We start from the raw sequence: 13,417 nt of genomic DNA, 5'->3' as shown, positions 1-13,417 counted from the left end.
ACAGGCAAGTCGATCGGACTTGTCGGGAACGACAGCATGCCAGACGGGGCAGACCGTGACCAACACGTTGTTGCATCCGCAACACAGACGAGTAACAAACTTTCCGTTTTCCCGATGGGCTTTATCGAGAATAGAGGTCAGCGGACCCCTGGACGAGTGAAGATCTAAAACAGGATCGACGCGAAGGTGCCGACGCGGCGGAAGCCCACCCGCTCGTAGGCGTGGCGGGCCGGCAGGTTGAAGTCGTTGACGTACAGGCTGACGACCGGCGCGTACATCGCCTGCGCGAGCGCCACGACGCTCGCCGTGCCGGCGGCGCCGAGCCCGCGCCCGCGCAGCTCCGGCGCGACCCAGACGCCCTGCACCTGGCTCACCCCGCCGGCGATGGCGCCGATCTCGGCCTTGAACAGCACCCGCCCGTTCTCGATGCGCGCGAACGAGCGGCGCTRCCCGACGAACTCCGCGACGCGGGCGCGGTAGAGCGCCCCACCGTCGACGAGGATCGGCGACACGCCGATCTCCTCGGTGAACATCGCGATGCTCGCGGGCATGAGGATGTCCAGCTCGTCCGGGCGTACCAGCCGGACGCGCGGGTCGGGAGCGATCAGCGGCGGGGCGTCGATGACCAGTAACGGCTGCTCGCCTCGCACCTCGCGGGCCGGGCCCCAGGAGGGTTCCAGGTTCCGCCACAGCTGGCTTACCGAGTTCGCCTCACCGACGATCGACGAGCAGCGCCGGCCGGCACGGCGCGCCCGCTCGGCGAACAGCCGAACGGACGTCGTACCCGCGCCGACCGGCCACAGGTTCGCACCCGAATAGCACAGCGCCGCGATCCTGCCGTCGACGATGTGCCCCCATACCTCCGCRCCCAGCCGCCATGGGTCGAGCCCGCAGGCCTCCACCCGGGACGCGACGAACACGTCGGTGACCGGGTCTCGGGCCAACAGCTGGCGGACCGCGGGCAGGTCGCGGTCGTCGAGCAGCCGGACCGGGCTAGACCGTAGTGGCAGACCCATCCGGCATCATGATCCGCGGCTAGGCGACGGAGACGGAGGGCTCGCCGGAGGCGACGCCCGCGGTCTCCATCTCCTCGGCGAGGCGCATGGCCTCCTCGATCAGGGTCTCGACGATCTGCGCCTCGGGCACGGTCTTGACGACCTCGCCGCGGACGAAGATCTGGCCCTTGCCGTTGCCGGAGGCGACACCGAGGTCGGCCTCGCGGGCCTCGCYGGGACCGTTGACGACGCAGCCCATGACGGCCACGCGCAGCGGGACCTCCATGCCCTCCAGACCGGCGGCGACCTGGTTGGCCAACGTGTAGACGTCGACCTGGGCGCGCCCGCAGGACGGGCAGGAGACGATCTCGAGCCGGCGGTCGCGCAGGCCGAGCGACTCGAGGATCGCCGTGCCGACCTTGACCTCCTCGACCGGAGGCGCGGACAGCGACACCCGCAGGGTGTCGCCGATGCCCTCGGCGAGCAGCGCGCCGAACGCGACGGCCGACTTGATCGTGCCCTGGAACTGCGGGCCGGCCTCGGTGACACCCAGGTGCAGCGGGTAGTCGCAGCGCTCCGCCAGCATCCGGTAGGCCGCGATCATGACGACCGGGTCGTGGTGCTTGACCGAGATCTTGATGTCCCGGAAGTCGTGCTCCTCGAACAGCGAGCACTCCCAGAGCGCCGACTCGGTCAGCGCCTCCGGCGTCGCCTTGCCGTACTTGGCGAGCAGCCGCTTGTCGAGCGAACCTGCGTTGACACCGATGCGGATCGGGATGCCGGCCGCACCGGCCCGGCGGGCGATCTCGCCGATCTTGTCGTCGAACGCCTTGATGTTGCCCGGGTTCACCCGGACGGCCGCGCAGCCCGCGTCGATCGCGGCGAAGACGTACTTCGGCTGGAAGTGGATGTCGGCGATCACCGGGATCGGCGACTTGCGGGCGATCGCGGCGAGCGCGTCGGCGTCGTCCTGGCTTGGCACGGCGACCCGGACGATCTGGCAGCCCGAGGCGGTGAGCTCCGCGATCTGCTGCAGCGTCGCGTTCACGTCGGCGGTCAGGGTGGTGCACATCGACTGCACCGAGACCGGCGCGTCGCCGCCGACCAGGACGCTGCCGACCTTGATCTGCCGGCTCACCCGGCGCTTGCCAAGGGGACGGGCCGGAGCCTGTGGCATGCCCAGAGTAACGGTCACGTTGTCCTCACTGGGATATGGATGCGGTTGCGCGCACGGCAGACCGATACCCGGAGCGGCGCGCCTCGCTGATCACTACAGACGGATCGGGTTGAYGATGTCGGCGGACAGAATGAGCAGGCTGAACCCGAGCAACACCACGACCGTCGCGTACGTGGCTGGTAACAGCTTGGCGAAGTCCACGCGCTTCACGGGGCCACGGTAGCCACGCAGGCGCCGCAAGCCGTGCCGCGTCTGCTCGAACGCCAGGACGGCGATGTGGCCGCCGTCGAGCGGCAGCAGCGGCAACAGGTTGAAGATCCCGACGGCCAGGTTGATCGCCGCCACCAGGACCAGGAAGTCGCGGATCCGGTCCGGCCAGGAGCTGCCCGCGTCGGCGACGACGTCACCGCCGATACGGGCCGCGCCCACCACGCTGACGAAACCGGCGGGGTCACGGTTGTCGCTGAACAGGTTGCCCAGATCGTCGAGGCGGTGGGTCAGCGTGTCGTACATCCCGGTGAAGCCGGACCAGATGACCTGGCCGGTGCGCGGGATCGCCGCGATCGGCCCGTAGTGGTCGGAGTCGAGACCCGGCTTCACGCCGATCGCTCCGACCGGGTCGGACCCCGCGCCACCGGTCTGCCGGTCACGCAGCACCTGCACGAGGTTCGGGTGCAGAGGGAGCTGTCTGCCGTCCCGGTCGACGACGACGGTCGCGGGTCCCGCGCCATGGTCACGCACGAGCTGGGTGAACTGCTGCCAGCTCGTGACCCGCGTGCCGTCGAAGGACACCACCCGRTCGCCGACCTCCATGCCGGCCGCGGCCGCCGGGCCGGAGCCCGTGCACTCGCCGCTGGTCGACACGCAACTGATGGCGCCGATCTTGTTCTCGCTCACCTTCGGCGAGCCGAAGGCGAGCAGGACGGTGTAGATCAGCAGGATGGCGATGATGAAGTGCACGACCGAACCGGCCGACATGACCACGAACCGGGCTCGCGCCGGCTTGTTGTAGAACGCCCGCGGCACGTCGTCCGGGTCGATCTCCTCGAGGGCGGTCATCCCCTCGATCTTCACGAACCCGCCGGCGGGGACCAGCTTGACGCCGTACTCCGTCTCGCCGCGCTTGCTCGACCACACGGTCGGGCCGAAGCCGACGAAGAACCGGGAGGCCTTCATCCCGTAGTGCCGGGCGGTGACGAAGTGCCCGGCCTCGTGCAGGCAGACCGAGACCAGCAGCGCCACCGCGAAGGCGACGATGCCCAGGACCATCACCGCGACACCACCTCGCTGGCCGTCCGGTCGATCAGCCGGTTCGCGGCGGCGCGGGCCTCGCGCTCGGTGGCGAACACCTCGTCGAGGGTCGGCTTGGCGATCACCTCGTGCGCCGAGAGCACCTCCGCGACGACGTCGACGATCCGGACGAACGGCAGCCGCCCGGCGATGAAGGCGGCGACCGCCTCCTCGTTGGCGGCGTTGAAGACCGCCGGGGCGGTCCCACCGCGCTTGCCCGTCTCCCGCGCGAGCCCCACCGCGGGGAAGGCGGTGGTGTCCAGCGGGAAGAAGTTCAGGGTCTGCGCGGTCGTCCAGTCCATCGGCCGCTGGGCCTTCGGCACCCGCTCCGGCCARCCGAGCGCGAGCGCGATCGGCAGGCACATGTCCGGCGGTGACACCTGGGCCAGCGTCGAGCCGTCGTAGAACTCGACCATCGAGTGCACCAGCGACTGCGGGTGTACGACGACATCGATGTCGTCGTACGGGATGCCGAACAGCAGCTGTGCCTCGATCAGCTCGAGACCCTTGTTCATCAGGGTCGCCGAGTTGATCGTGATGACCGGGCCCATCGCCCAGGTCGGATGCGCGAGTGCCTGGTCCAGCGTGACCGCCTCCAGCTCCGCGCGCTTCTTGCCGCGGAACGGCCCGCCCGAGGCGGTGAGGATCAGCTTGCGCACCTCGTGGCGCCGCCCGCCGCGCAGGCACTGCGCGAGGGCGGAGTGCTCGGAGTCGACCGGCACCAGGCGGTCGGGGTTGTCGCCGACCGCGTCCAGCACGAGCGGGCCGCCGACGACCAGCGACTCCTTGTTGGCGAGCGCCACCGTGCGGCCGGCCGCCAGCGCGGCGAGCGTGGGTGCGAGCCCGACGGAGCCGGTGATGCCGTTGAGCACGATGTCGCACGGCCAGGCGGCGATCTCAAGGGCGGCCTCGGGGCCGCCCAGGATCTTCGGGACGACGAACTCGCCCTTGCGGTAGCCGCGCTTCGACGCCTCCGCGTAGAAGGCGAGCTGCAGGTCCTGCGCGGCCGAGGCGGCCGACACGCCGACGACCTCGACGCCGAGGTCGAGCGCCTGCTGGGCGAGCAGGTCCACCCGCGACCCGCCCCCGAGCAGGGCGACGACCCGGAACTCGTCCGGGTTGCGCTGGATTACATCGATGGCCTGGGTCCCGATCGAGCCCGTCGACCCGAGCAGAACGACCTCACGAACGACCCGTGGCTGCGACACCACCCCATTGTCGCAGGCTCGTCCGCGACCCGACGACGGCCTGTTCGGTTCACCCCTGTTCGCTTCATGACACCCCGCACCCGCCGATTGGCTCGTGGCCGCTCGGCGCGTGGCGCACGGTTCGGTGTTCGTTTCATTCCGTAGCCAGGCGGCGAGGGCGCCGCGAACAACCCGAAGCGGCCGTGAACAACGTGAAGCAGGAGTGACGCGCTCCCGAACAGCTTCGGACACGCGGGCGGCTGCCGCATCGCGAACCTGCCCGGATCAGGCCCATAGGTGCCACGAACCGTCGATTCTCACCCGGCACGCGGCGGGCATCGACCCCTCAGGACCGGTGCGCCGGGATCGGCGGGAAGGCCGCTCAGCCGCCGGCGAGGGCCCTGCCCAGGGAGTCACCGATGCCCGGGGAGCCCGCCGAGACGACCGAGCCAACCACCGGGTGGGCCTGGAAGTAGAGAAGGCTGACCACCGTCGCGCTGAACGACGTCGCCGTCGGCCCGAGCTCGGGACGTGCCTGTGCCTGGGGCCAGGTGTGCCCGCCGCCGTTGACGGACAGGGCACCGACGTCGGGCTTGCCGTCGCAGGTCCAGGCGGTCAGCTGGCCCAGCCCCGGCAGGGGCTGCGGCTTGGGCGCGGCGGAACAGCCGGCGGCCTGGGCGTAGCGGCCGAGGCGTTCAGGCACCGACTGCGCGGTCACCCCGGTGCGCGGCGCGCCTCCCCCATCCCAGGGAGCGATCTGGTCGGCCGCGCCATGGACCTCGAGCAGGTTCGTGATCGTCTTCGCGCAGCTGGGCGGCACCGTGCTGCCAGCGACGGAGACGATCGCGGCGATCCGGCCGGGCAGCGCGCAGCTCGCGGCCACCGCCATGTCGGCGCCGTCCCCGTACCCGACGGCGAAGACCCGGCCGTCGGCGAAGCAGCCGCGACCGCGCAGGTCGTTCAGCAGCGCGGCGACGAACGCGCCGTCGGCCTGCCCGACGGCACCCGACCGGGTGAGGTTCCACTGGTTGTCGACCCCGGCCGGGTCGACGACGACATAGCCGCGTTTCGTCGCCTCGCCCGCCAGCCCGGTGTAGGCCTCCACGTCGGTGGGCGCCTGGCCGTCGGCATGGAAGTTGAGGATCAGCGGCCGGGACTGGTCGTTGTCGGTGGCGGGCGGGACCGCGAGAAGGTAGGTGCGCTTCGTCGAGCCGACGGTGACGGACTCGGTGGTCACGCCCGCCGGAAGCGTCCTGCCGGTCTGGCAGCCGCTCGGACCGGGGGTGGCCGCGACGACCGTCACGTCGCCGTCRCCCTTCCCGTCGGCGGCCGTCCCCGCGGCGTCACCGGGAAGGCCCGACCGCGCGGCGGCGGCGATGTTCTCCCCCGCCCCGGCCGGCGAGTCGGCGGGGTCGTGCGCGAGCGCGTACCAGAGCAGCATCAGGAGCACGACGCCGGCGGCGGCGATCGGCACCAGGGTCGTGCTCCTGGACGTGCGTGTCAGCGGGCCGCCGCGGCGCGCGGCCTGCCCGCCCCGCGCCCCGGAGGCACGGTGCCCCCGCCCGGGAGTGGCATCACGCGCGCCGAGGGGGGGCCGGCCGGCCAGGCCACGACCGGTCGCGGAGCGCGCCGAGACCCGGCGGGCCGAGACGTCGCCGCCCCTGCCCCCGCCGCTGGCCGCGGAGCCACCACGGCCGGCGGAACCGGCCCTGGAGGACGGGTTATTGAAGGCCACGGCCCACGTCGGCGTCGTCGAGGTCAGGGACGCCCTCAAGGTTGTCGGTGACGCCCAGAGCGGCGTCGCCCGCGCGGCCCGCGTGGCGGGGGCCGACGGCGGCGTCTGTGGCGTCTGTGGCGTCGGCGGCCAGCTGGCCGCAGGCGGCCGCGATCTCGCGGCCGCGGGTGTCGCGGACCGTCGTGGTGATCCCGCGGGCGCGCAGCCGGGCGACGAACTCCCGCTCGGCCGCCTCCGCGCTGGCGTGCCAGCTCGACCCCCTGGTGGGGTTGAGCGGGATCAGGTTGACGTGCGCGGGCCGCCCGACGAGCAGCCGAGCGAGCAGGTCGGCCCGCTCAGGCTGGTCATTGACCCCGCCGATGAGGGCGTACTCGATGCTCACCCGCCGTCCCGTCAGCGCCGCGTACTCCCAGGCCGCGTCGAGCACCTCGGCCACCTTCCAGCGGGTGTTGATCGGGACGAGGGTGTCGCGCAGCTCGTCGTCGGGCGCGTGCAGGGAGACCGCGAGCCGCGCTGGCAGCCCCTCGCGGGCGAGCCTGCCGATCGCCGGGACGAGGCCGACCGTGGAGACAGTGAGCGCGCGGGCGGAGATCCCCAGCCCGTCCGGAGCCGGATCGCTGATCCGGCGCAGCGCGGTGACCAGCGCCCGGTAGTTGGCGAGCGGCTCGCCCATGCCCATGAACACGACGTTGGACAGCCGGTCCCGCGGCCTTCCGGAGCGCACCGAGGAAGCGATCCCGCTCCCCGCCTGGCCGGGATGCCCATCATCGCCTGGCAGCTCGCCGCGGCGCAGCACCCTGGCGGCGTCCACGACCTGTTCGACGATCTCGGCGACCGTCAGGTTGCGCGTGAGGCCGCCCTGGCCGGTCGCGCAGAACGGGCAGCCCATGCCGCAGCCGGCCTGGCTGGAGACGCACACGGTCGCCCGGTCCGGGTAGCGCATCAGCACCGACTCGATGGTCGCGCCGTCGACGGTGCGCCACGCGGTCTTGCGGGTCGCGCCGTCGTCGCAGGTGAGCGTCCCGCCGGCGGTCAACAGCCTCGGCAGCAGCGCGTCGGCCAGCGCGTCGCGGGCGGCGGTCGGCAGGTCGGTCATGCCGGCCGTGTCGCCGGGCGCGGCGAGCCGGGCGAAGTAGTGCCGGGCGAGCTGGTCGGCCCGGAAGGCCGGCTGGCCGAGCTCGACCGCGACGGCGCGGCGCTCGTCGCGGGAGAGGTCCGCCAGGTGTCGCGGCGGCTTCACCCGGCGGGGCGTGAGGGTGAGACCCACCGCCCGCTCGGCCGGACCATCGGTCCTGGCGGCCTGGTCGGCTCCGGAGCTGGTGGCTGTCATAGCCCCTCCAGTGTGCCAAATGAGATGCCGGCGGGGCGGGCAGCCCGTTCTGGGAGGAGGCCCGCGGCGGTCAGCTCGGTGGCAGGAAGGAGTTGATGAGCAGCCAGGCGACCGGCGCGGTGCACAGCAGGGAGTCGAGCCGGTCCATGATCCCGCCGTGACCGGGCAGCAGGTTGCCCATGTCCTTGATGCCGATGTCGCGTTTGAGCAGCGACTCGCCCAAGTCGCCGATGGTCGCGGTGCACACGACGGCGAGCCCGAGGAGAACCCCCTGCCAGACATGCCCTCCGAGCGGCCAGCTGACGACCACGCTCGCCACCACGACGCAGGCGAGGGCGGAGCCGGCGAAACCCTCCCAGGACTTGCCCGGTGAGACCGACGGCGCGAGCTTGTGGCGCCCACCGGAGAGCACGCCGGCGGTGTAGCCGCCGATGTCGCTGGCGACGACCGTCCCGAGGAAGGCCACCACCCGCCAGCTGCCGTCCGACCCAGCGGTGAGCAGCGCCGCGAAGCCGGCGGCGAACCCGACGTAGACGGCGGCGAAGATCGTGGCGRCCAGGTCGGCCGGCAGCCCCGCCGGCTCGCCGACGGCCCGGACCGCCACGGCGAGCAGCACGGTGAGCGCGAGCGCGCCGACCAACGCCCCCGGCCCGCCGACGTAGGCGGCGATCGGCATCGCCACCGCGCCGGCGACCAGCGGTACCAGCGGCGGCCGCAGCCCCGCGAGCCGCAGCGCTCGCACGACCTCGAAGGTGCCGATCGCGACGGCGAGGCCGACGACACCGATGAACCCCGCCTTGAGGGTGAACAGCGGCACCAGTATCAGCACGGCGAGCAGAACGCCGACGGCGATGGCCGCCGGCAGGTTGCGGCCAGCCCTGATCCGCCGGCGGGCCGGCCGGGCCGGCTCGTCAGCGGGGCCGGCCTGATCCGCCTGTCCCACCTGGTTCTCCGGGGAAGGCCCATCCGGGGCGGGCGGGCTCACGACCACGCCACCCGACGCGGCAGCCGCGGCCGCCACCACCGGGTCAGGCTCGCCGACGGGCTCGCCGACGCGGAGCCGTGCGGCTGGGTCCTCCGAGGCTCCTCCGAGAACGGCTCCGCCGGTCTCGGAGGCCCGGATCCGCGCCGATGGATCGGCGGGGGCGGACTCCTGACCCAGCCCGTCGGCCGGCGCCGTGGCGCGCAGACCTTCGCTCACCTCGCCCCTTCGCTGACCTCGGTCGTTGGTCCGGGGGATCGTCCCCCAGCCAGGCATCTTGGGCCACCTGGGGCCGCCGAGGAGACCGCCGTCCGAGGACCGCCCAGACCGGCCCGAAGCGCTCAGACCGGATGGAAGCGCTCAGACCGACAGGAGGTCGGACTCCTTGGTCTTGAGCAGTTCGTCGATCTGGGCGACATAGCGGTGGGTCGCCTCGTCCAGGTCCTTTTCCGCCCTGCGGCCGTCGTCCTCGCCGGCCTCGCCGTCCCGGACGATCCGGTCCAGCGCCTCCTTGGCGTGCCGACGCACGTTGCGGACACTGATCCGGGCGTCCTCGGCCTTGCCACGGGCCACCTTGACCAGGTCGCGTCGCCGCTGCTCGGAGAGCTCCGGGAAGGCCACACGGATGATCGAGCCGTCGTTGCTCGGGTTCACGCCGAGGTCGGAGTCGCGGATCGCCTTCTCGACGGCGGCCAGTGACGACTTGTCATACGGGGTGATGATGACCATGCGGGGCTCGGGGATGTGGAACGACGCGAGCTGCTGAACGGGGGTGGGCGCGCCGTAGTAGTCGACGAGGATCTTCGAGAACACGGCGGGCGTGATCCGGCCCGTCCGGATGTTGGCGAAATCCTCCTTGGCGACCGAGACGGCCTTGTCCATCTTCTCCTCGGCCTCGAGGAGTGTGTCGTCGATCACCGCTGTCCTTCCGTTCCGTAGGCGTCGACACTAACCAGAGTCCCGATCTTCTCACCTCGCACGGCGCGCGAGATGTTCCCTTCGGTCAGCAGGTCGAAGACGACGATCGGCATCGCGTTGTCCATGCAGAGGCTGATCGCGGTCGCGTCCATGACCTTCAGCCCACGAGTGAGGACTTCCCCGTACGTGAGCGTGTCAAAGCGCACCGCGCCCGGGTTGGTCCGCGGGTCCGCGTCGTAGACGCCGTCCACCTTCGTCGCCTTGAGCACGGCCTGGGCCTTGACCTCCAGGGCCCGCTGCGCGGCGGTGGTGTCGGTCGAGAAGAACGGCGCGCCGAGGCCGGCTCCGAAGATGACGACCCGCCCCTTCTCCAGGTGCCGGATGGCGCGCAACGGCAGGTACGGCTCGGCGACCTGGCCCATGGCGATCGCCGTCTGGACCCGGGTGACCGTGCCTTCACGCTCGAGGAAGTCGGCCAGGGCGAGGCAGTTGATGACCGTGCCGAGCATGCCCATGTAGTCGGCTCTGGCCCGGTCCATCCCRCGTTCGGCGAGGGCCTGGCCCCGGAACATGTTGCCCCCGCCGACGACGATCGCGACCTCGATGCCCGACCGGGCCACGTGCGCGACCTGCCGCGCGATCGTCGAGATGGTCACGGGGTCGATGCCCAGCTGATCGCTGCCGGCGAACGCCTCACCAGACAGCTTGAGCAGGACACGCGGCCACCTGGGCTCGGTGCTCTCAGGCCCGGTGGTCACCTCGGCTTGATCGATCACGGGTGGCCCTCTCCCCACAGGGGCCGCCGGAGGCGCGCGCGTGGAGCCTCGCGCCTCCTTTGGCCGCGCCAGCGGCCGTGATGTTCGGCCGGAGGTCTTCGCTGACTGCCAGTCTGCCCCATCCGGGGCCGTCCCTGGTGGCCCGGCCCCATCGGCGGCAGGTCGCCCCGCCATTTCAGTGGGACTGATGCCCCCACGCAGGCGGGCAACCGGCGCCGCGGGGCAGTAGGCGGACCATTCTGTCGACGGCCCGCCGTCGAAGGGAGCGTCGGCCTCCGGCCCGGATCGCGGCCTCGTTCATCACCCCGGACGAGCGCCGATGACCGGGCGATCTGGAGGCGAAACCAGGCACGGCTCCGGGGCTGCCTCCCGAGCATCACTGCCCAGAGACCCCGGAGCCGGTCCAGAAGATGCRCAACGGGCGAACCCGCGGCGCGCGCCTACGACTGGCGGATGTTGAAGCGGGCGAAGCGCCCGATCTCGATCTTCTCGCCGAGCGACGCGCCCGCGTCCTCGATGAGCGCGCCAATCGTGATCTTGCCGTCCTTCACCCACGGCTGGTCGAGGAGCGCCACGCTCTTCCTGTAGCCGTTCAGCTTGCCCTCGACGATCTTGGTGATCGCGGGCTCCGGCTTGCCCTCCTCGCGGGCGGCGGCCTCATAGATCCGCCGCTCCTGCTCGACGACCTCGTTCGGGATCGCGTCCGCGGTCACGTACAGCGGGTCGGCGGCCGCGATGTGCTGCGCGATGTCGCGGGCGAGCTGCTGGAACTGGTCCGTCTTGGCCACGAAGTCCGTCTCGCAGCGCAGCTCGACGAGCACCCCGATGGTCGGCGGGAGCTGCGGGTCGGTGCGGTGCAGGTAGGAGTCGACCAGGCCGTTCGCCGTCGAGCGGCCGGACCGCTTGGCGACGCCCGCGAGGCCTTTCTCGCGCAGCCAGGCCTTCGCCTTCTCGAAGTCGCCGTCGTGGTCGACGAGCGCCTTCTTGACGTCGCTCATCCCGGCTCCGGTCACTTCACGGAGCTTGCGGATCTCGCCGGCAGTGATCTGTGCCATCGTCTTTGTCGTCCCGTTCTGGGTGTGACGGGCGCTCCCGCCCGTCGTCGGGCGCTTCGCGCCCTCCTGCGCTTATTGCGTTCAGTGGATGTCCACGGCCGGAGCAACTACCGCGGTCGACATCCTTGTTGGGCTGGCACAAGGCAGCCGCGGAGCCGGCGCGGGGCCACGCTCTTCCCGACGCTCGCGACGGGCTGGCGGGCGTCGGTCCTCGATCGCCTTGAGCCTGTAAGGCGGCTCGCATGGCGTACCCAGTAGGGCACACCGCTTTGTCTCCTGGTTGGACAGACAGCCCGCCCAGCGTGCGACACCGACCGATCAGAACTGCCACGAACGCCTGTCGCGCGATCCGCTGGTCACGCGGACCGCTGTCCCTGCCTCATCGGTATCACCGATCAGGCAGGGACAGCGCCCCCACACAAGCGAGGTATCCCGCCCGCGTCAGCCTCAGACCGAGGAACCGACGGTGTCCTGCGCGACCTCGGCCGGAGCCTCGGCCGGCGTCTCAACCGGAGCCTCGGTCGGAGCCTCAGCCGCCACGGCCTCGGTCGCCGGAGCCTCAGCCGCGGGGGCCTCAGCCGCGGGGGCCTCGGCCGCCGGGGCCTCGGCGTCACGGCGCAGGACCTCCTGCTCCCACTCGGCCAGCGGCTCGTCGGCCGCGAGCTGCTCGGGCTTGGCGTCGCTGGCGCTCGCGCCGGCGCGGGCCATCAGGCCGGCCCCGACGGCGTCCGCGACCACACGGGTGAGCAGCGCGGCGCTGCGGATCGCGTCGTCGTTACCCGGGATCGGGTAGTCGACCTCGTCCGGGTCGCAGTTGGTGTCCAGGATCGCGACGACGGGGATGTTGAGCTTGCGCGCCTCCCCGACGGCGATGTGCTCCTTCTTGGTGTCGACGATCCAGACCGCGCTGGGCACCCGGGACATGTCCCGAATACCACCAAGGGTGCGCTCGAGCTTCGTCTTCTCCCGACTCAGGACGAGCTGTTCCTTCTTGGTGCGCACCTCGGTGCCGCCAGTCAGCTCGATCTCCTCGAGCTCCTTCAGCCGCTGCAGGCGCTTGTAGACCGTGGAGAAGTTGGTCAGCATGCCGCCGAGCCAACGCTCCTTGACATACRGCATCCCGACCCGCCGGGCCTGCTCCTCGACCGCCTCCTGCGCCTGCTTCTTGGTGCCGATGAACAGCACCGTTCCGCCGTGCGCGACCGTCTCCTTGACGAAGTCGTAGGCGCGGTCGATGTAGGACAGTGTCTGCTGCAGGTCGATGATGTAGATGCCATTGCGCTCGGTGAGGATGTAGCGCTTCATCTTCGGGTTCCAGCGCTTGGTCTGGTGCCCAAAGTGCACGCCGCTCTCGAGCAGCTGCCTCATCGTGACGACGGCCATGACCGCCGCTCCTTCCCGTCCGGCACGCAAGGCCGGATTGTCTCGGTTGTCGGTCGCGGCAGGCGCCGGCGACCCCTGACGCCCGATAGGCCCCTTCCGCCGCGACGCGGCGGACCGAGGAAGCCCTCCCGACCACGCCGGCTGAGGGCCGGGTGGTGACGGGGCGCGGAGAGCCGTCGATGATCGACCGACGACGCCGAGACACGACATCGACAGGACGACCGTGGCCTGCCGCGCCCGCCGGGAGCGGGCGTGCGAAGTGAGCTCCTTGCGGAGCTCCGCTGCTGATGATACTCGGCCCGACCGAGGGCCTGCTCGGCGCCGCCGTGGCGCCGCGCCGCCGGCCGCCAGGCGGGTCGGGACAAGGGTCGACGCGCCCGTGGAGATCCTCGGCGCGGCGTCCGAACGGCGACTACCCGGCGGTTACCCACAGGACCCGGGTTGTCCACAGCCGCCGGGCTCGCACTGGCGCGCCGGGTTCGCGGCGCACATCGTGTGCCGGGCCGGCCGACGACGCCCCCGGGCCGGCACACGGCGGCCGGGGGCGGGGTCCGGTCCTCCAACACCGCGCCTCCCGTCCCCGGCCGCT

The 13,417-nt window shown here is 71.8% G+C and carries 11 protein-coding genes; all 11 read right to left on the bottom strand.

Going from position 1 to position 13,417, the window contains the following annotated elements; translation table 11 throughout:
- Positions 1 to 164 precede the first annotated feature (164 nt).
- Positions 165 to 1,016, bottom strand: a complete 852-nt coding sequence (locus BL253_RS10410; RefSeq protein WP_076815861.1) for a GNAT family N-acetyltransferase — start codon at positions 1,014 to 1,016, stop codon at positions 165 to 167.
- Between the two features lie 19 nt (positions 1,017 to 1,035).
- On the bottom strand, positions 1,036 to 2,190 hold the full coding sequence (gene ispG, locus BL253_RS10405; protein ID WP_076815859.1) for a flavodoxin-dependent (E)-4-hydroxy-3-methylbut-2-enyl-diphosphate synthase: 1,155 nt from the start codon (positions 2,188 to 2,190) through the stop codon (positions 1,036 to 1,038).
- A 75-nt stretch (positions 2,191 to 2,265) separates the two neighbouring features.
- On the bottom strand, positions 2,266 to 3,441 hold the full coding sequence (locus tag BL253_RS10400; protein WP_076815857.1) for a M50 family metallopeptidase: 1,176 nt from the start codon (positions 3,439 to 3,441) through the stop codon (positions 2,266 to 2,268).
- Positions 3,441 to 4,670: a 1-deoxy-D-xylulose-5-phosphate reductoisomerase gene (gene dxr / locus BL253_RS10395; protein ID WP_076815998.1), complete on the bottom strand. Its 1,230-nt coding sequence runs from the start codon at positions 4,668 to 4,670 to the stop codon at positions 3,441 to 3,443. Before dxr ends, BL253_RS10400 begins: the two co-directional genes overlap by 1 nt.
- Before the next feature lie 361 nt (positions 4,671 to 5,031).
- On the bottom strand, positions 5,032 to 6,123 hold the full coding sequence (locus tag BL253_RS10390; RefSeq protein ID WP_076815855.1) for a CE1 family esterase: 1,092 nt from the start codon (positions 6,121 to 6,123) through the stop codon (positions 5,032 to 5,034).
- A 247-nt stretch (positions 6,124 to 6,370) separates the two neighbouring features.
- Positions 6,371 to 7,714, bottom strand: a complete 1,344-nt coding sequence (gene rlmN, locus BL253_RS10385) for a dual-specificity RNA methyltransferase RlmN (protein ID WP_076815853.1) — start codon at positions 7,712 to 7,714, stop codon at positions 6,371 to 6,373.
- 70 nt (positions 7,715 to 7,784) lie between these two features.
- The gene (locus tag BL253_RS10380; protein WP_241834683.1) at positions 7,785 to 8,915 is read right to left on the bottom strand and encodes a phosphatidate cytidylyltransferase; all 1,131 of its coding nucleotides are present in this window, start codon (positions 8,913 to 8,915) and stop codon (positions 7,785 to 7,787) included.
- 141 nt (positions 8,916 to 9,056) lie between these two features.
- On the bottom strand, positions 9,057 to 9,614 hold the full coding sequence (gene frr, locus BL253_RS10375) for a ribosome recycling factor (protein ID WP_076815851.1): 558 nt from the start codon (positions 9,612 to 9,614) through the stop codon (positions 9,057 to 9,059).
- Positions 9,611 to 10,390 (bottom strand): UMP kinase, encoded by a 780-nt coding sequence (gene pyrH, locus BL253_RS10370; RefSeq protein WP_076815849.1) that lies wholly within the window; start codon positions 10,388 to 10,390, stop codon positions 9,611 to 9,613. The genes frr and pyrH overlap by 4 nt, the downstream gene beginning before the upstream one ends.
- A 440-nt stretch (positions 10,391 to 10,830) precedes the next feature.
- Positions 10,831 to 11,445: a translation elongation factor Ts gene (locus tag BL253_RS10365; protein ID WP_076815847.1), complete on the bottom strand. Its 615-nt coding sequence runs from the start codon at positions 11,443 to 11,445 to the stop codon at positions 10,831 to 10,833.
- A gap of 447 nt (positions 11,446 to 11,892) precedes the next feature.
- Complete coding sequence (gene rpsB, locus BL253_RS10360) at positions 11,893 to 12,828, bottom strand: 30S ribosomal protein S2 (protein ID WP_076815845.1); 936 nt, start codon at positions 12,826 to 12,828, stop codon at positions 11,893 to 11,895.
- Positions 12,829 to 13,417: the final 589 nt, after the last annotated feature.

This window comes from Pseudofrankia asymbiotica, assembly GCF_001983105.1.
GTDB classification, from domain to species: Bacteria; Actinomycetota; Actinomycetes; order Frankiales; family Frankiaceae; genus Pseudofrankia; species Pseudofrankia asymbiotica.
Note: the sequence above shows the minus strand (reverse complement) of the source record. Positions and strands in the feature narration are given on the sequence as shown.